At 73.2% G+C, this 20,625-nt stretch carries 22 protein-coding genes and 1 tRNA gene; 20 read left to right on the forward strand and 3 right to left on the reverse strand.

The annotated features are described in order from the left end of the window. Positions 1–29: 29 nt before the first annotated feature. The 5 genes from ACFVNO_RS12495 (at position 30) to ACFVNO_RS12515 (ending at position 6,973) form a co-directional block, all read left to right on the forward strand. Positions 30–1,202, forward strand: coding sequence for a DNA polymerase III subunit delta' (locus tag ACFVNO_RS12495; protein WP_355269729.1), 1,173 nt, complete (start codon positions 30–32; stop codon positions 1,200–1,202). A 148-nt stretch (positions 1,203–1,350) separates the two neighbouring features. Further along, entirely contained in the window at positions 1,351–2,910 is a 1,560-nt protein-coding gene (locus tag ACFVNO_RS12500; RefSeq protein ID WP_378892069.1) for an alpha/beta hydrolase, read from the forward strand. Between the two features lie 95 nt (positions 2,911–3,005). Then, positions 3,006–3,078, forward strand: a tRNA-Thr gene (locus ACFVNO_RS12505). A 152-nt stretch (positions 3,079–3,230) separates the two neighbouring features. Then, positions 3,231–6,551, forward strand: a complete 3,321-nt coding sequence (locus ACFVNO_RS12510; protein WP_378892072.1) for an AAA family ATPase — start codon at positions 3,231–3,233, stop codon at positions 6,549–6,551. A 62-nt stretch (positions 6,552–6,613) separates the two neighbouring features. Further along, positions 6,614–6,973, forward strand: coding sequence for a hypothetical protein (locus ACFVNO_RS12515; protein ID WP_220563516.1), 360 nt, complete (start codon positions 6,614–6,616; stop codon positions 6,971–6,973). Positions 6,974–6,975: 2 nt separating this feature from the next. Here the strand turns inward: ACFVNO_RS12515 and ACFVNO_RS12520 are convergent, their stop codons facing one another. Next, positions 6,976–7,131, reverse strand: coding sequence for a hypothetical protein (locus tag ACFVNO_RS12520; protein WP_355269725.1), 156 nt, complete (start codon positions 7,129–7,131; stop codon positions 6,976–6,978). Positions 7,132–7,248: 117 nt separating this feature from the next. Between ACFVNO_RS12520 and ACFVNO_RS12525 the strand changes: the two genes are divergently transcribed. Both ACFVNO_RS12525 and ACFVNO_RS12530 read left to right on the forward strand, forming a co-directional pair. Then, the gene (locus tag ACFVNO_RS12525; RefSeq protein WP_220563514.1) at positions 7,249–7,473 is read left to right on the forward strand and encodes a hypothetical protein; all 225 of its coding nucleotides are present in this window, start codon (positions 7,249–7,251) and stop codon (positions 7,471–7,473) included. 48 nt (positions 7,474–7,521) lie between these two features. Continuing rightward, a complete protein-coding gene (locus ACFVNO_RS12530; protein WP_220563513.1) occupies positions 7,522–7,905 on the forward strand; it encodes a hypothetical protein in 384 nt (127 codons plus the stop codon). An 8-nt stretch (positions 7,906–7,913) separates the two neighbouring features. Here the strand turns inward: ACFVNO_RS12530 and ACFVNO_RS12535 are convergent, their stop codons facing one another. Beyond that, positions 7,914–8,471, reverse strand: coding sequence for a hypothetical protein (locus tag ACFVNO_RS12535; RefSeq protein WP_355269723.1), 558 nt, complete (start codon positions 8,469–8,471; stop codon positions 7,914–7,916). A gap of 521 nt (positions 8,472–8,992) precedes the next feature. On the opposite strand from ACFVNO_RS12535, the gene ACFVNO_RS12540 reads away from it, so the two are divergent. Further along, positions 8,993–9,184, forward strand: a complete 192-nt coding sequence (locus ACFVNO_RS12540) for a hypothetical protein (RefSeq protein WP_220563512.1) — start codon at positions 8,993–8,995, stop codon at positions 9,182–9,184. Positions 9,185–9,257: 73 nt separating this feature from the next. Then, positions 9,258–9,839: an RNA polymerase sigma factor gene (locus ACFVNO_RS12545; protein WP_220563511.1), complete on the forward strand. Its 582-nt coding sequence runs from the start codon at positions 9,258–9,260 to the stop codon at positions 9,837–9,839. 139 nt (positions 9,840–9,978) lie between these two features. On the opposite strand, the gene ACFVNO_RS12550 is transcribed toward ACFVNO_RS12545, so the two are convergent. After that, positions 9,979–10,506: an inorganic diphosphatase gene (locus tag ACFVNO_RS12550; protein ID WP_220563510.1), complete on the reverse strand. Its 528-nt coding sequence runs from the start codon at positions 10,504–10,506 to the stop codon at positions 9,979–9,981. A 76-nt stretch (positions 10,507–10,582) separates the two neighbouring features. On the opposite strand from ACFVNO_RS12550, the gene dacB reads away from it, so the two are divergent. The 11 genes from dacB (at position 10,583) to ACFVNO_RS12605 (ending at position 20,529) form a co-directional block, all read left to right on the forward strand. Next, entirely contained in the window at positions 10,583–11,941 is a 1,359-nt protein-coding gene (dacB, locus tag ACFVNO_RS12555; RefSeq protein WP_355269718.1) for a D-alanyl-D-alanine carboxypeptidase/D-alanyl-D-alanine-endopeptidase, read from the forward strand. 143 nt (positions 11,942–12,084) lie between these two features. Then, a complete protein-coding gene (locus ACFVNO_RS12560; RefSeq protein WP_220565365.1) occupies positions 12,085–13,167 on the forward strand; it encodes a zinc-dependent metalloprotease in 1,083 nt (360 codons plus the stop codon). Beyond that, positions 13,164–14,132 carry a tRNA lysidine(34) synthetase TilS gene (gene tilS / locus ACFVNO_RS12565; RefSeq protein ID WP_355269716.1) on the forward strand — a complete coding sequence of 323 codons (969 nt, stop codon included), beginning with the start codon at positions 13,164–13,166 and terminating at the stop codon, positions 14,130–14,132. Before ACFVNO_RS12560 ends, tilS begins: the two co-directional genes overlap by 4 nt. Before the next feature lie 156 nt (positions 14,133–14,288). Next, a complete protein-coding gene (gene hpt / locus ACFVNO_RS12570) occupies positions 14,289–14,843 on the forward strand; it encodes a hypoxanthine phosphoribosyltransferase (protein WP_220563507.1) in 555 nt (184 codons plus the stop codon). Between the two features lie 217 nt (positions 14,844–15,060). Continuing rightward, entirely contained in the window at positions 15,061–17,091 is a 2,031-nt protein-coding gene (ftsH, locus tag ACFVNO_RS12575; protein ID WP_355269714.1) for an ATP-dependent zinc metalloprotease FtsH, read from the forward strand. Between the two features lie 23 nt (positions 17,092–17,114). Further along, positions 17,115–17,681: a GTP cyclohydrolase I FolE gene (folE, locus tag ACFVNO_RS12580; protein WP_355269755.1), complete on the forward strand. Its 567-nt coding sequence runs from the start codon at positions 17,115–17,117 to the stop codon at positions 17,679–17,681. A gap of 140 nt (positions 17,682–17,821) precedes the next feature. Continuing rightward, the gene (gene folP, locus ACFVNO_RS12585; RefSeq protein WP_220563506.1) at positions 17,822–18,682 is read left to right on the forward strand and encodes a dihydropteroate synthase; all 861 of its coding nucleotides are present in this window, start codon (positions 17,822–17,824) and stop codon (positions 18,680–18,682) included. After that, complete coding sequence (locus ACFVNO_RS12590; RefSeq protein WP_220563505.1) at positions 18,679–19,125, forward strand: nuclear transport factor 2 family protein; 447 nt, start codon at positions 18,679–18,681, stop codon at positions 19,123–19,125. Before folP ends, ACFVNO_RS12590 begins: the two co-directional genes overlap by 4 nt. Then, complete coding sequence (gene folB, locus ACFVNO_RS12595) at positions 19,122–19,508, forward strand: dihydroneopterin aldolase (RefSeq protein ID WP_355269711.1); 387 nt, start codon at positions 19,122–19,124, stop codon at positions 19,506–19,508. Before ACFVNO_RS12590 ends, folB begins: the two co-directional genes overlap by 4 nt. Next, positions 19,505–20,038, forward strand: coding sequence for a 2-amino-4-hydroxy-6-hydroxymethyldihydropteridine diphosphokinase (gene folK / locus ACFVNO_RS12600; RefSeq protein WP_355269709.1), 534 nt, complete (start codon positions 19,505–19,507; stop codon positions 20,036–20,038). Before folB ends, folK begins: the two co-directional genes overlap by 4 nt. After that, the gene (locus ACFVNO_RS12605; protein ID WP_355269707.1) at positions 20,035–20,529 is read left to right on the forward strand and encodes a DUF3180 domain-containing protein; all 495 of its coding nucleotides are present in this window, start codon (positions 20,035–20,037) and stop codon (positions 20,527–20,529) included. Before folK ends, ACFVNO_RS12605 begins: the two co-directional genes overlap by 4 nt. Positions 20,530–20,625: the final 96 nt, after the last annotated feature.

Below are 20,625 nucleotides of genomic sequence, written 5' to 3' on the forward strand. Positions count from 1 at the left end.
TGGCACGTCTTTCTACGCGGGGGTGGAGTGTGACGGTCTTCGACGACCTGGTCGGTCAGCGGACCGCGGTGGACCACCTGCGGCGGGCGGTGGCCGGCGCCGCCGACCTGGTCGCCGGGGGAGCGGGCACGGGCATGACCCACGCCTGGCTGTTCACCGGCCCGCCCGGCTCGGGGCGCTCGGAGGCCGCCCGCGCCTTCGCCGCCGCCCTCCAGTGCCGCGACGGCGGCTGCGGCCACTGCGACTCCTGCCACCAGGCCCTGGCCGGGACCCACCCGGACGTGCTGTACGTGCGGCCCAGCGGCCTGAGCTTCGGCGTCGCCGCCACCCGCGAGCTGGTCCTGCGCGCCGGGTCCAAGCCCTCCGGCGGCCGGTTCCGGATCGTGCTGTTCGAGGACGCCGAACGCGCCACCGAGGCGGCCTCCAACGCCCTGCTCAAGGCGGTGGAGGAGCCGTCGCCGCGCACCGTGTGGCTGCTGTGCACGCCCACCCCCGACGACCTGCTCGTCACCATCCGCTCCCGGTGCCGCCTGGTCACCCTCACCACCCCCACCACCGCCGAGATCGTCGGCGCGCTCACCCGCGCCGGCGACGTGGACGAGGGCACGGCCAGGGCCGCCGCCGTCGCCTCGGCGGGGCGGGTGGACCGCGCCCGGCAGCTGGCCACCGACCCCGAGGCGCGCCGCCGCCGCGAGGAGGTGCTGTCCATCCCGGCCAGGCTCGACGGCATCGGCGCCTGCGTCACCTTCGCCGCCCGGCTCTACGAGATCGCCGAGGCGGAGTCCAAGGCGATCACCAGCGCCCTGGACGAGAAGGAGAAGGACGAGCTCAAGGCCGCCTTCGGCGAGGGCTCCACCGGCAAGGGCGTGGCCAAGGCCATGCGGGGCTCCGCGGGCGCCATGAAGGACCTGGAGGAGCGGCAGAAGCGCCGGGCCACCCGGATCAAGCGCGACTCCTACGACCGCGCCCTGCTGGACCTGGCCGCCTTCTACCGCGACGTGCTCACCCTCCAGTTCGGGGCGTCCGTCGAGCGCTCCACCGGGGAGCGCTCCGGCGACCTGGAGCGCGTCGCCCGCTCCAGCACGCCGGAGACCACCCTGCGGCGCATCGACGCCATCATGGACTGCCGCGAGCGCATCGCCGCCAACGTGCACCCGCAGATCGCCATGGAGGCCATGACCTCCGCCCTCCTCCTCGGCTGACGCCCGCACCGGGCCGGACGCGGGGCGGTGCCCGTCCCGCGCCCCCCGGCGGATACGGTCGACCTACGGCACCGCCTCCCCGTCGCAACCGCAACGGCGGCACGGCCGTCACAGGCAACGGTGGAACCGGACGACGGGAAGGAAACACGTGGCGACGAGGCTGCGGGCAGCGGTGGCGGCGACGCTCACCGGCACGGTGCTCCTGGTGAGCGGGTGTACGGCGCTGACACCGGGGGGAGGGGCGCAGGAGCCGGCCGAATCGCTCGGGGCCCTGGGCGACCTCGCGGAGCAGGAGCTCGACTGGGGGCCCTGCGACGGCGGGCCCTCCGAGGCCGAGTGCGCCACGTACGAAGTGCCGCTGGACTACGACGAGCCCGAGGGCGAGCGCATCGAGATCGCGGTCAAGCGCATGGCCGCCACCGGCGACGACGTCATCGGCTCCCTGCTGGTCAACCCGGGCGGACCGGGCGGCTCGGGGTACGACTTCGTCGACCACGCCTCCTTCATCGTCAGCGAACAGGTGCGCGAGCGCTTCGACCTGGTGGGCTTCGACCCGCGCGGGGTCGGCCGCAGCACCCCGATCACCTGCCTGCCCGCCGAGGAGCTCGACGACTTCATCGGCGGCGAGGCCGAGTCCGCCGACGGCGACGGCGACATGTCCGAGTTGACCGAGGCCGGGGTCGCCGACATGGAGGAGGGCAGCCGCGAGTTCGTGGAGGCCTGTCAGGCCAACGCCCCCGACCTCATGCTCAACGTCGGCACCGTCAACGTCGCCCGCGACATGGACGTGCTGCGCGCCCTGCTGGGCGACGAGAAGCTCACCTACCTGGGCGCCTCCTACGGCACCCACATCGGCGCCCACTACGCCGAGCAGTTCCCCGACCGGGTGCGCGCCCTGGTGCTCGACGGCGCCGTCGACCCCACCCTGGACCAGCTCGACCTGAGCGTCGCCCAGGCCACCGGGTTCGAGACCGCGCTGCGCGCCTTCGTCGAGGACTGCCTCACCCGCACCGACTGCCCGCTGGGCGGCAACGGGGACTCGGTCGAGGACGGCGTGGCGGCCCTCGACGGGTTCCTGGCCCGGACGGCCCGCGAGCCGCTCCACAACTCCATGGACGACCGGGAGATCAACCGGGCCCGCGCCGAACTCGGCGTGCTCGCCGCCCTGTACTCCGAGTCCTGGTGGGAGCGGGTCCGCGAGGGCCTGGACGACGCCATGAGCGACGGCGACGGCACCGTGCTCCTCCAGTTGGGCGACGAGCTCTACAGCCGGGGCGACACGCAGGAGTACGAGAACTCCACGGCCGCCCTCATCGCGGTGAACTGCTCCGACTCGCCCAGCCCGCGCGGGGTCGAGGCCTACGTGGAGGCCGCGGAGGAGGCCGGGGAGGAGTCCCCGATCTTCGGGCCGAGCCTGGCCTGGGGCGCGCTGCCGTGCGCGTTCTGGCCCGAGGAGGCCGTCTACGACGGCGGCCCGCTGGACGCGCCGGGCGCCCCGCCGATCATGGTGGTGGGCACCACGCGCGACTCCGCCACCCCCTACGCCTGGGCCGAGGCGCTGGCCGGGGCGCTGGAGTCCGGCTTCCTGGTCACCCGGGACGGCGACGGCCACACCGGCTACCGGATGGGCGACGCGTGCGTGGACCGCATGGTCGACGCCTACCTCATCGACCTGGAGGTCCCCCGGGACGGGATGGCCTGCGCCTGACCCCGCGGGGTGCCGGGTCCGAAACCGTGTACCCGGCACTCCGCGGAGACGCTAAACTGGTGATCGCCTCGCCGCGTGGAACCGCGCGGCGTCGCGCCGCCTTAGCTCAGTCGGCAGAGCGATTCACTCGTAATGAATAGGTCGTCGGTTCGATTCCGACAGGCGGCTCAGCACGAAGGCCCGTCCGGTCCCCGGACGGGCCTTCGCCGTTCCGGCGGGCCCCGGGCCCGGCCGGAACCGGTCACCGGGGCACGTATACGGGCACGGCGCGACCGCTACGGTACATAGCGCACGTCCCCTCGCCCCCCGGGAGCCCACGCGTGATCACGCTCCATGTGTCGCAGTCCGACCCGAACGCCTTCCGCGGCATCGCCGACGCGATGAACGACCCGCGGTTCGCCGACCAGGACCTCTACCTCCGTGTGGACCCGGGGTACTACCTGGAGCCGCACGTCCTCGGGGTGAACGGACACGTGATGGTCGTCCCCAGCGCGGGGCGGGGCACGGTCACCGTCGCCGTCGGCGACACCAACGTGTTCAACGTCCACGAAGGGCGTCTCGAACTGTTCGGCATCGAGGTCAGGAACGCCTCCGCGGACTACCCCCCGGTCTACGTCCACCCCGGGGGCGCGTTCCGCGCCGAGGAGTGCGTCTTCGTCTCCACCGCCCGGGTGGAGGCGGAGGGGGCGACCCTGCACATCGAGGGGTGCACCTTCCGCGACGCCGGGCTGTACCTGAAGAGGTCGGGGGGCGCCGTCGCGCGGACGCGCTTCGAGAGGGCCGCCCTGTTCATCGAGGGCCAGGGGGCCCTCTCGGTGTCGGACGTCTCCTTCCAGGGCGGGGACCCCGCCTGCCACACCCTGTTGATCAGCGGTGCCTCGCCGCGCATCCAGAAGTGCAGGATCACCGACGGCGGGAGCGAGAACACCAACGCCGTCTGCGTCCAGGAGGAGGCCGAACCCGTGTTCTCGGACGTGGAGATCACGGGCGACAGCGGTTATCCGGTCCGGGTCCTGGGCGGGTCCAGGGCCTCCTTCACCCGGCTCAGGATCGACGGCGGCCGGCCCGGGGGAGACTCGCTGTACGTGTGGGAGGGCGGCGGGCTGACCCTGACCGACTGCACGGTCACGCGGTCGCCCGGCAGCGCGGTCTGCGCGTCCGACAGCACGCTGACCGCCACCGGGCTCACCGTCGCGGGGGCGAAGGACAACGGTGTCCTCACCGTGGACTCCCGGGTCGAGATCCACCGCTCCAAGGTCACCGGTGCGGGTATCGTCGCGGTCCACCTGAACGGGGGACGGCCGACGCTGTCCGACATCGAGCTCGGCGAGCCCCCCGCCGGAGCGGAGGAGCCGATCGGACTGCTCCTCGACGGCACGTCGGGCTTCGACGTGCGGGGGCTCACGGTCACGCGGCTGCGGGGGACCGCGGTGGGCGTCCACGATTCGACCGGCACCCTGGCGGACGTGACGGTGGAGGAGGGTGTGCGGGGCATCGGTTTCGACGACGGCGGCAGGTACAGGGCCGAGGGGCTGCGGCTCCGCGGGCTGGAGGCCTGGGCGGTCCGCGTCGGGGAGGGCGCGAAGGCCGAGATCGACGGGTTGGAGAGCACCTCGTGCCAGTACGGCGCCTGGGCCGACGGGGGTGATCTCACCCTCCGTTCGGCGGTGGTCTCGGACACGGGGGACAGGGGCGCCATCGTCCAGGACGGCGGCCGCCTGGTACTGGAGGACTCCACCGTGCGCGGGTGCGGGGGCAGCGGCATCGACGTCCACGAGGATTCCCGGGCGACCCTGCGCCGGTGCACGATCGCCGACAACGGGGGTAAGGCCGTGGACTCCGCGGACGGCGCGGCGGTGAAGGTCGAGGACACCACGTCCGAGAACAACCGCGGCGGCGACACGGTGCGGGTCGCCGCCGAGGCGGGCGGGGCGGCCGCGGTCCCGGACGCCCCGGTCGGGGAGGCGGCGCCGGTGGAGGAGCTGCTCGCCGAACTGGACGGCATGGTGGGGCTGGAGGGGGTCAAGAAGGAGGTCCGCACGCTGGTCAACTTCCAGAGGGCCAGTGCCAAGCGCGAGGCCGCCGGGCTGCCCGCGCTCAACGTGGGGCGGCACCTGGTCTTCTCGGGCCCGCCCGGGACCGGCAAGACCACCGTCGCCCGCCTGTACGGGGGCATCCTGCGCTCGCTGGGGGTGCTCTCCCAGGGGCAGTTCGTGGAGGTCTCCCGCTCGGACCTGGTGGCCGAGCACCTGGGCGGGACCGCCAAGCTCACCGCCGACGCCGTGGGGCGGGCGCGCGGGGGCGTGCTGTTCATCGACGAGGCCTACGCCCTGTCCCGGCGGTTCGGCAGCGGGACCGACTTCGGCCAGGAGGCCATCGACACCCTCATCAAGCTCATGGAGGACCTGCGCGACGAGGTCGTCGTGGTCTTCGCCGGGTACTCCAGCGAGATGCGCGGGTTCCTGGACGCCAACCCCGGGCTGCGGTCGCGGGTCGCCCGCACCATCGAGTTCGAGAACTACACGCCCGAGCAGCTCACCACGATCTTCGCGGGGATGGCGCGGGCCCAGGGGTACGTCCCCGGCGAGGGCGTGCTGGAGGCGGTCACCGCGCACTTCCGGGCCCAGAAGCGCGACGAGACCTTCGGCAACGGGCGCGAGGCGCGCCGCGTGTTCGAGGCGGTCGTGCAGACCCAGGCGACCCGGGTCGTGGAGGGGGACTTCCACAGCCCCGAGGACCTGGGCCGCATCCTCCCGGAGGACCTGGAGGGCGTCGTGGACGCCGGGCTGTCCGCGCGGGTGGGCGGGCCCCGCGACGGCGGCCAGGTCGACGGGCTGATGGCCGAGCTGGAGTCGATGGTCGGGCTGACCTCGGTCAAGGGCGAGGTCGCCGACCTGATGAGCCTCATCTCGGCGGGGCGCCGCCGGCAGGCGGCCGGGCTGGGGGCCGTGCTGCCGTCGCGGCACCTGGTCTTCGCCGGGCCCCCGGGGACCGGCAAGACCACCGTGGCGCGGATCTACGGGCGGCTGCTGGCGGCCCTGGGCGTCCTCGCCCAGGGGCAGGTGGTGGAGGTGGGCCGCGCGGACCTGGTGGGGTCGTACGTCGGGCAGACCGCGCAGAAGACCCGGGACGTGTTCGACCGGGCCCGCGGCGGGGTGCTGTTCATCGACGAGGCCTACACGCTGGTCCGGCCGGGGGGCTCCGGCCACGACTTCGGCCAGGAGGCCGTCGACACCCTGCTCAAGCTCATGGAGGACCACCGCGACGAGGTCGTGGTGATCGCCGCCGGGTACACCGGCGAGATGAGCGGGTTCCTGGCGAGCAACCCGGGGCTGGAGTCGCGGTTCTCCCGCACGGTGGAGTTCGCGCCGTACACGCACGACGAGCTGCTGCGGATCCTCGTCGGGATGGCGGAGGGAGCCGACTTCCTGGTGCCGGAGGACACCCGGGCCGCTGCGGCCCGGCTGTTCGGGGCCGAGGAGGAGCGGTTCTCCGACGGCAACGGCCGCGAGGTCCGCAAGGCGTTCGAGGAGGCGCTGACCCGGCAGGCGCGGCGGATCGAACAGGCCGCGCGGGCCGGGGCCGAGCCCGGGGTGGACGATCTGCGGACCCTGCTGCCGGAGGACGTGCTCGCCACCTGAGGTGGCCGAATGATGACCGTTCGTGTCCGGTGGCCGGGGGAGAACCGGGGTAGGGGCACCGCATGAGCCTGTTGTTCATGCTGGTGGCCCTGGTGGGCGCGGTGCTCGTCCTGGCGGGCGGCTCCTACGCCCTGCGCCGGGTCATCGCCGCGGTCGCCGCCCGCCTGGAGGCGGACGAGCCGCCCGCCCCCGTGGACCCGGGGCCCGCGGCGCAGGTCGGCGGGTACGTGCCCGCCCCGCGCGTCCCCGGCGAGCTGCCGCCGCAGCTGCGCGCGCGGGTGGCCAACCTGGTGGCGCTGGGGCGCTCGGAGGAGGCGGTCCGGCTGGTGCGCGACCGCCTGGACGGGGACGAGGACCGGGCCCGCGGCATCGTCGCGGAGCTGGGCGGCGACGGCGACGGCACACCGGCCCTCGAACGCTGAACTCACATGCCGGCGCGGCTGCGCAGCCCGCTCCACACGGCCGTGGCGACGAACAGGGCCGCCGCGATGACGGTGAGCCAGAACAGGCCCTTGATCAACACCCCCAGGATCGCCAGGAACAGCCACAGCGCCAACAGGACGAGGATGAGATAGACCACGTGCTCCCCCTTCGGTGTCCGGTCCCACCACGGGTCTACCCGGCTGCGGCGCCCGGCACGCCCCGTGTCCCCTGGGGCGGGATGTGCAGGACGGTCCTCCCGGGGTATGGGGGTTGCATGAGTCTGGAAGAGGCATCACGACAGCTGGAGGCGTCGATCCACGACGCGCGGGTCGCGTTCGACTGCATCCTCCTCGAGGAGCTGGACCGGGCCCACGTCAACGCCATCACCGCCCGGGCCGCGGTCGACGCGGCCGAGCAGGCCATCAGGGTGGAGCTGGAGAGAAGGAAGGAGGAGGCCGGCGAGGGCCGGGAAGAGGGGGAGGAGATCTCCTCGGACTGACCCCGGGTCTTTTCGAACAGGATTTCGAACGAAGGGTATGCTCGGGGCATGCCCGATCAGTCGCTGAGTCCGGACTGGCCCGCGAGTGTGCACCCACCCGGGTCGGACTCCTTCGAGCGGACGGCCGCGGTGTGGCTGTTCGACCTCCTGCCCGCCGACTACCGGACACACGGGGTCCTGCGGCGGTACCCGGTCGCGCTCTCGCGGTTGGCGCGCCAGCACCTCTCCGCGGTCCTGGCCGCCGGCCGCGAGGGCTACCGCACCGCCCGGGTCGACCTGCGCGGCCACCTGCCGCCGCACGCGCTCGAACAGGTGATGCGCGCCTACCAGGCGGAGGGGCGGCGCACGGCCGCCGTCCTGCGCTCCGTCGAGGCCGTCGAGGCGGCCCTGCGCGCCCGGGACGACGGCGAGGCGTTCGAGGAGGGGGCGTGAGCCCTCCCTCAGGCGGTCACCCGGACCACCACGGCGACCTCCTCGCCGGTGTTGACCAGGTGCTGGTGACCGCCCAGGGAGCCGCCGACGACCCGGGCCCGGCCGGGGGCCAGCTCGGCCGCCGAGCGCATGCGCCCGTCGGAGCCGGAGGAGATCAGGTGCGCCCGCCCGCTCACCAGGAACAGCACCTCCATGTCGGCGGCCCGCGGGGACACCGGGCCGGACACGAAGCTGTTGGGCTCAAGGGACACGGTGCTCACCCGCAGCCGTCCGCCGGCCCCGCGGCGGGCGGCGCGCGGGGCGGGCTGCCAGTGGCCCCGCCGGGCGGGCCACAGGGTGGGCCGGGCCAGCACCGCGGCGGCGCCGCGGGCGGCGGCGACCAGGCGCCCGACGGTGGGGAGCCGGCGTTCGGCCAGGTGGGCGTAGCCGGATTTGCGGCCGGCGTCCGCCACGTCGCCGATGCCCTCCACGGACACGCGGTGCGGTGCGGTGCCGCGGGGCGCGGCGTCGTCCCCGGAGGTGCGGGCGGGCGGGGCGGTGCGTACGGAGAGAGCCTGCTGGGCCATCGTGGGAAGATCCTTCGCGTGCGCGCCGTCGAGGGCGCGGATGTCGTCCGGGGGCCCCGTCGCACGGAGGAAGGGGCCGTCGGTGCCGCTCAGGGCACGGGTCACCGCGGTGGAGACGCGGAGAGGAGCCGCCGGGAACCGCCGCGCGAAAGCGCGCGCGGACGGGCGGGCCTGGAGCCTAGGGGGCCGATGGGCCCCGGAGAAGAAGACTCAGCGACGACAACACGGACACGCCGCACAGGACGGGTGGCAGGGGGCCGGGAGGGCCCTGCGAGCCATGGCGTCGGTGCGGGTGCGCGGATACATGGTTGTAAGGAGACCAGCAAAGGGCGCGGGGAGTCAAGCGATCGTGGAGAATCGCGTGTGTCACACCTCTTCTCATCCGGCGGTGTTGCGGGAGGCGTCGCGTGGTGGTGACATGTGGAGCCCGAGTACGGCGTGAGAGCACCGCCGGAAAGGCACCGTCCCCCGAACGCACTGACAGGAGTGGCCGTGTCGGCTCGCACGCCCGGAGGTGCCGGTTGAACCCCGACCCGGCCGGGCTGTGGGTGCGCCTGCTGGTCCGGGCGCTCGTGGTGGCGGCGGCGGGGGTGATGGCGCTGGGCTTCCTCGGCCCCGGCGCGGCGCTGCTGGTCTGCGCCCTGACCGCGCTGACGTTCGTCCTGCTCTGGCTGCGCGGCCGCCCGCGGCGCCGCCCGCCTTCGGATCGCTGACGGAGAGGACTCTCACACGCGTCTTTCGGCGAAGCGCCGGGGTGTACGCGGTCGGCAGCGTAGATTCTCGTCCATGACGGACCGGGATCTCATCCACGCTCTGCGTGCCGACGGCGCGCCGTCGGCCGAGGCCTACCGAAGGCTGCTCGACGCGTACGGCGAGGAGTTGTTCCGGCGCTGCATCCTGGCCCTGGGCGACCGCGACGCGGCGCACGTGGTGCTGCGCGACACGCTGATCGTCGCCTGCGCGCACATCGGGCGGCTGACCGAGCCCGACCGCCTGGGGGAGTGGCTGCACGCCCTGGCGGAGGTCGAGTGCGTCCGCCGCCGTTCGTACGACCTCCGGCTCCCGGGGGAGCGGAGCATGCCGGAGAACACCGGTCTGGTGCCGGTCCGCATCCTCAAGGGCATGGCCGCCCCGGAGCTGGACGGCTATCGGGCCCACGTGGCCGCCCGTGCCGACCGCTTCGGCCACGACGGCTTCCCCCTCGGCCCGGGGGACTCGCCGACCCCGCACGGCCCGTCCCTGGCCGGCTCGATCGGACTGGTGATGCTGATGGCGCTGGTGGCCGCCGTCTGCGCGGGCTACCTGCTGACCCGGACCTCGGAGGCCGAGGGGCCCTGGACCGGTCCGGCCGGCCTCGTCGGCCGCTGACCCGCGAGAACGGCCCGCGGCCTCCGGGGCGGCGGTGTGGGGGAGCCGTGCCGGAGGACGCGGGCCGAGGGCGGCGGGGCGGGCGGGCCCGGCGGAGTCCGCCGGGCCGTCGCCCCGGAGGTCGAACGGGAGCCCCGCCCTACTTCTCCTTGTCGCCGGAGATGTGGGAGGAGTCGCCGTGGACGCCCGCCTCCTCGGCGCGCTTGACCGAGGCGATGATCTCCTGCTCGGCCTCGTGGCGGCCGACCCAGCTGGCGCCCTCGACGGACTTGCCGGGCTCCAGGTCCTTGTAGACCGTGAAGAAGTGCTCGATCTCCAGGCGCTCGAACTCGTTCACGTGGTGAATGTCACGCAGGTGCTCCATGCGCGGGTCCGTGGCCGGAACGCACAGCAGCTTGTCGTCGCCGCCGGCCTCGTCGCGCATCCGGAACATGCCGATGGCCCGGGCGCGGATCAGGCAGCCCGGAAAGGTCGGGGCCTTGAGCAGGACGAGGGCGTCCAGCGGGTCGCCGTCCTCACCGAGCGTCCCGTCGACGAAACCGTAGTCGGCGGGGTAGGTGGTGGAGGTGAACAGCATGCGGTCGAGACGGATGCGACCGGTCTCGTGGTCCACCTCGTACTTGTTGCGCTCCCCCTTGGGGATCTCGATCGTAACGTCGAATTCCATGCTGATCTCGGCTCCCATTGCGACTAATGTCGCCGTATAACAACAACGTCAGGCCGCGACACCTAAGGAAGGGCGGGTGCCCCGGGTGCGACGGGTACGAAGTGAGGTCTTCCTCACGCTGGCCCTGCTCAACATATTCGTGCTGATCGCCGGGTTCGCAGCCCTCGATGTGATCGAGGCCCGACCACTCCCCGCGGTGCCCCACCCGGTCGTGAACGCCGAAGGTGCGGCCGCGGCGGAACCCGCGCCCTCGTCCCCGGCGGACCCGGAACGGATCGCGGACGTGATCGATGATCCCATGGCGGAGTCCGGGCTCGCGGAGGGCCTCTCCGCTTTCGTCGTCGACGGGGCCACCGGCCAGGCGCTCTACGAGCGCAGCCCGGACACCCCCGCGGTCCCGGCGTCGACCACCAAGATCGCCACGGCCATCACGGTCCTGGACGCGGTGGGACCCGACCACGTGCTGACCACCACGGCCCACTTCGACCCGGCGCAGGGGATGGTGGTGCTGCGCGGCGCGGGCGACTCCACCCTGACCACGACCGCCGACTCCGCAGCTTACCCGCAGGTGGCCACGCTGGAGGAGCTCGCCGAGCGCACCGCGGCGGCCCTGGCCGAGCAGGGGGTGGACACGGTCTCGGTCGGCTACGACGACTCGCTGTTCACCGGGCCGGACACCGGGCCCTCCTGGAAGCCCGGCTACATCACGGAGGGCAGCACCGCCTCCGTCCACGCGCTGATGCACGACAGCGGGCGCGTCTCCCCGGACACGCACTCGCGGGTCCCGGACCCGCCCCGGGCCACCGCCGACGCCTTCGTCAAGCAGCTGAAGGAGGCCGGGCTCACCGTGGAGGGGGGCGAGCCGAGCGAGGTCCGGGCACAGGGCGATCCGATCGCCTCGGTCGACTCCGCGCCGATGACGGCCCTGGTCGAGCACATGATGCTGGCCAGCGACAACAACATGGCCGAGGCGCTGGCCCGGATCGCCGCCCTGGAGACCGGCGGCGAGGCCTCGTTCGAGGGCGGGGCCGCGGCCACCCACCGGGTCATGGACTCCTACGGGATCACGGGTGTCGACCTGGCCGACAACAGCGGGCTGAGCCCGGAGAACCGCATCACCCCGCGCGCCCTGGTGGAGATGCTCCGGGTGGCGGCCGACAACCCCGAACTCAACGCGGCGATCACCGGCCTGCCCACGTCCAACTCCACCGGGACCCTGGGCAACCGCTACACGGAGGGCACCCCGGTCCACGACGTGGCCGGGCTGATCCGCGGCAAGACCGGAACCCTGAACGACGTGAGCGCGCTCGCCGGGACCGTGCACGACCAGGAGGGCAACATGTTCCTGTTCGCCTTCGTGGCCAACAGCCCGGGTGTCCAGGGCTACCAGCTCGATCCCCTGGCGGCGGCCCTGGCGCGCTGCGGCTGCTCCTGAGCCCGGCCCCCGCCCCCGGCCGCCCCGCGGCGCCGGGGGCGCCGCTTTTCGGTCCCACTCGGGGTGAACCCGGGGCTTACCCCGAATTGGAACCCCGATCCCCGTGCCGGAAGGCTCTGCGTGGGTAGGCTGCGAATGTGACTGTGATCGACTGGGACGTAGCCGTCAACACCGGTGTCCGCCTCGTCCGACCGGGCCCGCAGGTGGATCTCGCCGACGCGCGACAGGCCGTCGCGCAGTTGCGCGAGCTCTCCACCGTGGCCGCCGGGCACGTGCGCGACTTCACCGGCATGAACCCCTTGGAGCCCACCGGGCCCGCGGTGATCGTCGACCGGCCGGGCTGGATCCGCGCCAACGTCGACGGTTTCCGCACCGTCATCGAACCCGTACTCGAACAGATGGGCGCCGAGCGCCTCAACAGCGGCGGCGCGGCCGCCGCCCTCACCTCCGCCGTGGGCTCCCGGATCACCGGGGTGCAGCTCGGCGCGGTGCTCGCCTACCTGGCCGGGAAGGTCCTGGGCCAGTACGAGCTCTTCCTGCCGCCGGACCCCGACGGCACCCTGCCCACCGGGCGGCTGACCCTGGTCGCCCCCAACATCGTCAACACCGAGCGCGAGCTCGACGTCGACCCGCACGACTTCCGGCTGTGGGTGTGCCTGCACGAGGAGACCCACCGCATGCAGTTCACGGCCACGCCGTGGCTGCGGGGGTACGTCCAGGAGCTGATGCGCGAGCTGCTGCTGTCCACGGAGATGGACGCGGGCGACCTCATCACCCGGCTGCGCGCCGCGGGCGAGGCCGTGGCGGACGCGGTGCGCGGCGGGGAGGGCAACCTCCTCACCGCCATCCAGACGCCGGAGCAGATCGAGATCATGGACCGGGTCACCGCCGTGATGAGCCTGGCCGAGGGCCACGGCGACTACGTCATGGACGCGGTCGGGCCGGGCGTCGTGCCGTCGGTGGAGCGGATCCGCGCCCGCTTCCAGAAGCGGCGGGAGGCGGTCAACCCCCTGGACCGGCTGCTGCGTCAGCTGCTCGGCATGGACATGAAGATGCGCCAGTACGAGGAGGGAGCCGCGTTCGTCCGCGAGGCGGTGGCCCAGGTCGGCATGGCCGAGTTCAACAAGGTGTGGACCTCGCGCGAGACCCTGCCCACCATCGCGGAGATCCGCGACCCCTCCGCCTGGGTGAACCGGGTGGTGCGCCCGGCGGCCATCACCGAATGAGCGGTCCGCCCCCCGCCGTGGCCGCCGTCCGGTCGGCGGTCCGGCGGGCCCTGGCGCCGCTGCCCGCGGGCACCGCGGTGCTGGTGGCGTGCAGCGGCGGGGCCGACTCGCTGGCGCTGGCCGGGGCGGCCGCCTTCGAGGCGCCCCGGCTGGGACTGCGGGCCGGGGCGGTCACCGTCGACCACGGGCTCCAGGAGGGTTCGGCCGAGCGCGCGGAGAAGGTCGCCGCGGTCCTGTCCGGACTGGGCCTGGACCCGGTGTCGGTCCGCGCGGTCGAGGTGACCGGGCCGGGCGGGCCCGAGGGCGCCGCCCGGACGGCCCGGCACGCGGCGCTCGCCGGGGCCGCCGCCGAGTACGAGCCCGCAGTGGTGCTGCTCGGCCACACCCTCGACGACCAGGCCGAGACGGTCCTGCTGGGCCTGGCCCGCGGCTCGGGCGCCCGTTCCCTGGCCGGGATGGCCCCGCGCAACGGCCACCTCCTGCGCCCCCTGCTCGACCTGGACCGCGCCACGGTGCGCGCCGCGTGCGCCGCCATGGGGCTGGCCCCGTGGGAGGACCCCCACAACGCCGACGCCCGGTTCACCCGCTCCCGGGTGCGCCACGAGACCCTGCCCGTCCTGGAGCGGACCCTGGGCCCGGGCGTCGCCGCGGCGCTGGCCCGCACCGCCTCCCTGCTGCGCGCCGACGCCGACGCCCTGGACTCCCTGGCCGACGGGCTGCGCTCCCGGGCGCGGACGGGGGAGGGCCTGTCCGCGGCCGTCCTGGCCGACGCCCCCGAGGCGCTGCGGACCCGGGTCCTGCGCGGGGCCGCGATCGACGCGGGCTGCCCGGCGGGCGCCCTCACCGCCCGGCACGTGCGGGAGGTCGACCGGCTGGTCACCGCCTGGCGCGGCCAGGCGCACCTCGACCTGCCCGGCGGGGTGCGCGCCCGGCGTGTCGACGGTCACGTCCGCTTCGAGCGCTGACGGGGCGGAACCCGTCGGCGGCCCGGTGTGTCACCCGGTGCCGGGCTCCGGCCCGGCCGGGGCCGGCCCCGGGGCAGCCCGTCGGCGCCCCCGGGACGTTCGGCACGTTTATCCTGGTTGCCGCAAACGGGGAACCCAGCAGCGAGGACAGTGAGCGTGGACGCTAAGGACATGGGCCGGGACCTGGAGAAGGTCCTGGTCACCGAGGAAGAGATCAAGGCGCGCCTGGTCGAGCTCGGAGAACGCATCGACGCCGACTACGCGGGCAGGGACCTCCTGATCGTCGGGGTCCTCAAGGGCGCCGTCATGGTGATGGCCGACCTGGCCCGGGTGCTGCACACGCCCGTCTCCATGGACTGGATGGCGGTGTCCTCCTACGGGGCCGGGACGACCTCCTCCGGCGTGGTCCGCATCCTCAAGGACCTGGAGACCGACATCAAGGACCGCGACGTCCTCATCGTCGAGGACGTCATCGACTCCGGCCTGACCCTGTCCTGGCTGGTGGGCAACCTCCGGTCGCGCGGGCCCCGCTCGGTCGAGGTCTGCACCATGGTCCGCAAGCCGCTGGCCTTCGAGGTGGACCTCGACGTCAAGTACATCGGCTTCGACCTGCCCAACGAGTTCATCATCGGCTACGGGCTCGACTACGCCGAGAAGTACCGCAACCTGCCGTTCATCGGCACCCTCGCCCCGCACGTGTACGAGCAGTAGCGGGGAACAAGCGGCGGGGGCGCGATCGTTGCTCTCATGACGGGCCCCCGCCCCGGCGCATCCGGAAGGGGTGCGCCCGTCCGACGGGTGTACCGTCGATTTCGATCCCGGCGTACTCGCGGGGAACGCACGTGTCCGATAAGAGGTCCTGCCTCGGAAAGTCCTCCGGTGCGGGCGGCCTGGTCAGGAGGGACGGACCCGACGGGGTTCCGCTCACATGAATCTGAAGCGCTTTTTCCGCGGCCCGTGGATATGGATACTGGCCGTTCTCGCCATGCTCCTCCTCGTCTTCAACGTCTTCGACTTGGGCGGGGAACCGCAGCCCGAAGAGACCGACATCTCGACCGTCCACCAGCTCATCGAGCGCAACGAGGTGGACAACGCCGAGATCATCGACCGTGACCAGCGCATCGTGCTGACCACGACCGACGGCGAGATCCTCGAGGCCTACTGGGTGGCCGGCCAGGGCCTGCAGCTCGCCGACATGCTCCAGGCCTCGCTGGACGAGGAGGGCACCGAGCTCCAGGGCTACGAGGTCTCGGTCGCCACGACCCCGCTGTGGACCACGGCGCTCTTCAGCTTCCTGCCGATCCTGCTCATCGTCGCCATCTTCTGGTTCGTCTTCAGCCAGATGCAGGGCGGCGGCTCCCGCGTGATGAACTTCGGCAAGTCCAAGGCCAAGCTCATCACCAAGGACACGCCCAAGAACACCTTCTCCGACGTCGCCGGGGCGGACGAGGCCATCGAGGAGCTCCAGGAGATCAAGGAGTTCCTCCAGAACCCGGCCAAGTTCCAGGCGATGGGCGCCAAGATCCCCAAGGGCGTGCTGCTGTTCGGCCCGCCCGGCACCGGCAAGACCCTGCTGGCCCGCGCCGTCGCGGGCGAGGCCGGGGTGCCGTTCTACTCCATCTCCGGCTCGGACTTCGTCGAGATGTTCGTCGGTGTGGGCGCCTCGCGCGTGCGCGACCTGTTCGAGCAGGCCAAGGCCAACGCCCCCGCGATCATCTTCATCGACGAGATCGACGCCGTCGGCCGCCACCGCGGCGCCGGCATGGGCGGCGGCCACGACGAGCGCGAGCAGACCCTCAACCAGATGCTGGTCGAGATGGACGGCTTCGACGTCAAGGGCGGGGTCATCCTCATCGCGGCCACCAACCGGCCCGACATCCTGGACCCGGCGCTGCTGCGCCCGGGCCGCTTCGACCGGCAGATCGTCGTGGACCGCCCCGACATGGACGGCCGCCGCGACATCCTCAAGGTCCACTCCAAGGGCAAGCCGATGGCCGAGGACGTCGACTTCGACACCATCGCCCGGCAGACCGCCGGGATGACCGGCGCCGACCTGGCCAACGTCATCAACGAGGGCGCCCTGCTGTCGGCGCGCGCGGGCCGGGAGACCATCACCCACGCGGTGCTGGAGGAGGCCATCGAGCGCGTCATGGCCGGACCCGAGCGCAAGAGCCGGGTCATGTCCGAGCACGAGAAGAAGATCATCGCCTACCACGAGGGCGGCCACGCCCTGGTGGGCCACGCGCAGGCCAACGCCGACCCGGTGCACAAGATCACGATCCTGCCCCGCGGCCGCGCCCTGGGCTACACCATGTCGGTGCCGACCGAGGACAAGTTCCTCACCTCGCGCTCGCAGATGATGGACCGGCTCGCCATGATGCTGGGCGGCCGCGCCGCCGAGGAGCTGGTCTTCCACGAGCCCACCACGGGCGCGAGCGACGACATCGACAAGGCCACCAGCCTGGCCCGCAACATGGTCACCGAGTACGGCATGAGCGAGCGCCTGGGCGCCCGCAAGTTCGGGTCGTCGAGCAACGAGCCGTTCCTGGGCCGGGAGATGGCGCACTCGCGCGAGTACTCCGAGGAGATCGCCTCCATCATCGACGAGGAGGTGCGCCGCCTCATCGAGTCCGCGCACGACGAGGCCTACGAGGTCCTGGTCGAGTACCGGGACGTCCTCGACGACCTGGTCGTGGCCCTGCTGGAGAAGGAGACGCTCTCCCGAGAGCAGGTGCTGGAGATCTTCGCGCCGGTGAACAAGCGCCCGGCCCGCGGCTCCTACACCGGCTACGGCAAGCGCCAGCCCTCCGACCGGCCCCCGGTGCACTCCAAGAAGGAGCTGGCCATGCTCAACGGCGCCGAGGCCAACGGCTCCGAACCGGGTACCGCACTGCACGAGGTCACCGGCCACGGTGTCGGCAACGGGGCGTCCGCCCCCGGAGAAGGGGACGAGGCGTGATCGAGCCGGACCAGACCAGACCCGTGGACCGCGAGCGCATCGAGCGCGCCGTCCGCGAGATCCTCATCGCCATCGGCGAGGACCCCGACCGCGACGGCCTGCTCAAGACGCCGGAGCGGGTCGCCCGCGCCTACGAGGAGCAGTTCGCCGGACTCGGGCAGAAGCCCGACGACGTGCTCACCACCGTGTTCGAGGCCGGGCACGAGGAGATGGTCCTGGTCAAGGACATCGAGCTGTACTCCACCTGCGAGCACCACCTGGTGCCGTTCTACGGGGTGGCGCACGTCGGGTACATCCCCGGCTCCGACGGCCGCATCACCGGCCTGAGCAAGCTCGCCCGCCTGGTCGACGTCTTCGCGCGCCGCCCCCAGGTGCAGGAGCGGCTCACCGGCCAGGTGGCCGACGCCATCATGGAGCACCTCAACCCGCGGGGTGTGATCGTGGTCGTGGAGGCCGAGCACCTGTGCATGACGATGCGCGGGGTGCGCAAGCCCGGGGCCCAGACCGTCACCTCGGCGGTGCGCGGGATCTTCCGCAGCAGCGACCGCACCCGCTCGGAGGCGATGAGCCTCATCCTGGACCGCCGCTGACCGTCGGCGGGTGACGTGGAGAACATCCGGACAGGGGCCGGGGGCGTGAGCCCCCGGCCCCTGTGGTTACGCGTAAGGTGACCCCCATGGGGCCGAAATACACACTTCCGGGCCTGCCCGATCGCGGGCGGTGCCTGGTCATGGGGGTAGTGAACGTCACCCCCGATTCCTTCTCCGACGGCGGAGCCTGGTTCGACCCCGAGCGGGCGGTCGAGCACGGCCTGCGGCTGGTCGACGAGGGCGCCGACATCATCGACGTCGGCGGCGAGTCGACCCGCCCGGGCGCCCAGCGCGTTCCGGCCGAGGAGGAGCTGCGCCGGGTCGAACCGGTGGTCAGGGCCCTCGCCGCGCGCGGAGTGGCCGTCAGCGTGGACACCATGCGGGCCGAGGTCGCCGAGCGGGCCGTGGAGGCCGGCGCCGTCCTGGTCAACGACGTCAGCGGCGGGCTGGCCGACCCGGCCATGGCGCGGCTCGTGGCCGCTTCCGGTGTCTCCTACGTGTTGATGCACTGGCGCGGGCATAGTCATGACATGCAGAGCCGTGCCGTGTACACGGATGTCGTCCAGGAGGTCATCGATGAGCTCCGCGACCGTATGGAGGCCATGATCAGTGCAGGCGTCGACCCGGGGCAGATCGTCCTCGACCCGGGACTCGGATTCTCCAAACGACCCGAGCAGGCCCACAACTGGGCGCTCCTGAGGCATCTCGACCGGTTCCACGAGCTGGGCCGCCCCGTCCTGGTGGCGGGGTCGCGCAAGCGCTTCCTGAGCCGGCTGCTGAGCGAACCCAAGGGGGAGGAGCGGCCCTTCCTCGAATGCGACGCCGCCACCGCCGCCCTGACCACCCTGTCGGCCGACCGGGGCGCCTGGGCGGTGCGGGTGCACGACGTGCGCGCCAGCGCCGACGCGGTCCGGGTGGCCGCCGCCTGGTCCGACGGCGGGAAGGCCCTCGTCGAGGGGCGCTTCGAGGACGCCGACGGCACGGGTCGGGGCCGCCGGTGAGGTCCCGCCAGGAGGTCATGGAGCGCGTGGCCGAGGCCAACGCGCAGTTCTACAGCGCCATCGAGAACGGCGACATCGACCTGATGCGCAGTGTGTGGGCCGAGGAGCACGAGGCCCCCGACCTGGTGTGCGTCAACCCCGGGTGGCCGCTGCTGCGCGGCCGCACCGAGATCATGCGGGCCTGGTCCCTGATCATGGCCAACGTCACCTACATCCAGTACGTCCTCACCGAGACCCACATCGGGGTGGGCGGCGACATCGCGATGGTGACGTGCGAGGAGAACGTGCTCACCGCCGAGGACGGCAACCCCGGGTTCATCGCCGGGGGCCAGGTCGTCACGACCAACCTGTTCGTCGACACCGCGCAGGGGTGGCGGCTGTGGTCCCACCACGCCTCGCCGGTGCTCATGGGCGACGACGAGGACGAGGGCGGGGAGGAATGACCGACCGCATCGCCCTGCGGGGCCTGCGGGCCCGCGGCCACCACGGCGTGTTCGACTTCGAGCGCCGCGAGGGCCAGGACTTCGTGGTGGACGCCGTCCTGTACCTGGACCTGGCGCCCGCCGCCGCCTCCGACGACGTGGCCGACACCGTCCACTACGGACTGCTCGCCGACCGGCTGGTCGCGATCGTCACGGGGGAGCCGGTGGACCTGATCGAGACCCTCGCCGAGCGGCTGGCCGCCGAGTGCACGGCCGACCCGCGGGTGCGCGGGGTCGAACTGACCGTGCACAAGCCGTCGGCGCCGATCGAGCACGAGTTCGCGGACGTGTCCGTGACCGTGGTGCGCGGCACCGTGCCCGGGGCGGGGGGTGCCGCGCGGTGACACGTGCCGTCCTGGCCCTGGGGTCCAACCTCGGCGACCGGTGGGCGACCCTGCGCGGCGGGGTGGAGCACCTGCTGACCGGGGCGGGCGCGCCCGCCCCGGTCGCGCTGTCCCCGGTGTACGAGACCGCCCCGGTGGGCGGCCCCGAACAGGGCGCCTACCTCAACGCCGTGGTGGTCGTCGAGACCGACGGCACGCCCGGGGAGCTGCTGGAGCGCGCGCAGGCCGCCGAGCGCGCCTTCGACCGGGTGCGAGAGGTCCGCTGGGGCCCGCGCACCCTGGACGTGGACGTCATCGCCTTCGGCGACGTGCGCTCCGACGACCCCGTCCTGACGCTTCCGCACCCGCGCGCCCACCTGCGGGCGTTCGTGCTGCGCCCGTGGCTGGACGCCGACCCCGGCGCGGAGCTGCCCGGGCGCGGACCGCTCGCCGACCTGCTGGCCGCGGTGGAGGCCGCGGACACCGGGGGCGAACAGGGGCTCCGCCGGCGCGACGACCTGCGGCTGCTCCCGCCCGGGGGGATCCGATGACCGACGAGGAGGACGACGAGCGGCGCCTGCACCCCACCGGGTGGCGCACGCCGGTGCTGCTCGGGGCCGTCGGCCTGCTGCTGGGGGCGCTGTTCGGGACGGCGCTGCCCGGACTGCCGCCCATGCCGTGGACGGCGATCCCCACACTGCTGCTGCTCGCCTTCGCCGAGGCGTTCACCGCCGGGCGGACACGGCGCAGGATCCGCCGGGCGCCCGGCACCGAGCCGATCCCGCCGCTCAGCGCCGCCCGCCTGGTCGCCCTGGCCAAGGCGAGCGTGCTGGCCGCCGCGCTGTTCGGCGGCTTCTGCGTGGGGGTGGCGCTCACGGTCGTGGACAACCTGGGGCTGCCGGTGCACCGGGAGGTGTTCCTCACCGCCCTGGGAACGGCGCTGGCCGCGGGCGTGCTGGCGGCCGCCGCCCTGTACCTGGAGTACGCCTGCCGGGTGCCCGGGGACGAGGACCGCGACGACGACCGCCCCGGGACGGCCTGACCGATCCCGGACCGCCTCCGGACGGGGAGCGGCGGCAAATGGTTGACTGGGCCCGTGGACACCAGCGAACCGACACCGACCGACCCGCCGCCCCCT

Origin of the sequence: Nocardiopsis sp. NPDC057823 (assembly GCF_042797335.1) — a bacterium.
GTDB classification, from domain to species: Bacteria; Actinomycetota; Actinomycetes; order Streptosporangiales; family Streptosporangiaceae; genus Nocardiopsis; species Nocardiopsis changdeensis.

Coding starts and splice junctions, on each gene's coding strand:
- ACFVNO_RS12515 (WP_220563516.1), top strand. CDS start 6,614: ATGAGCCTGTTGTTCATGCTGGTGGCCCTGGTGGGCGCGGTGCTCGTC.
- ACFVNO_RS12525 (WP_220563514.1), top strand. CDS start 7,249: ATGAGTCTGGAAGAGGCATCACGACAGCTGGAGGCGTCGATCCACGAC.
- ACFVNO_RS12530 (WP_220563513.1), top strand. CDS start 7,522: ATGCCCGATCAGTCGCTGAGTCCGGACTGGCCCGCGAGTGTGCACCCA.
- ACFVNO_RS12535 (WP_355269723.1), bottom strand. CDS start 8,471: ATGGCCCAGCAGGCTCTCTCCGTACGCACCGCCCCGCCCGCCCGCACC.
- ACFVNO_RS12545 (WP_220563511.1), top strand. CDS start 9,258: ATGACGGACCGGGATCTCATCCACGCTCTGCGTGCCGACGGCGCGCCG.
- ACFVNO_RS12550 (WP_220563510.1), bottom strand. CDS start 10,506: ATGGAATTCGACGTTACGATCGAGATCCCCAAGGGGGAGCGCAACAAG.
- tilS (WP_355269716.1), top strand. CDS start 13,164: ATGAGCGGTCCGCCCCCCGCCGTGGCCGCCGTCCGGTCGGCGGTCCGG.
- ftsH (WP_355269714.1), top strand. CDS start 15,061: ATGAATCTGAAGCGCTTTTTCCGCGGCCCGTGGATATGGATACTGGCC.
- folP (WP_220563506.1), top strand. CDS start 17,822: ATGGGGGTAGTGAACGTCACCCCCGATTCCTTCTCCGACGGCGGAGCC.
- folB (WP_355269711.1), top strand. CDS start 19,122: ATGACCGACCGCATCGCCCTGCGGGGCCTGCGGGCCCGCGGCCACCAC.
- ACFVNO_RS12605 (WP_355269707.1), top strand. CDS start 20,035: ATGACCGACGAGGAGGACGACGAGCGGCGCCTGCACCCCACCGGGTGG.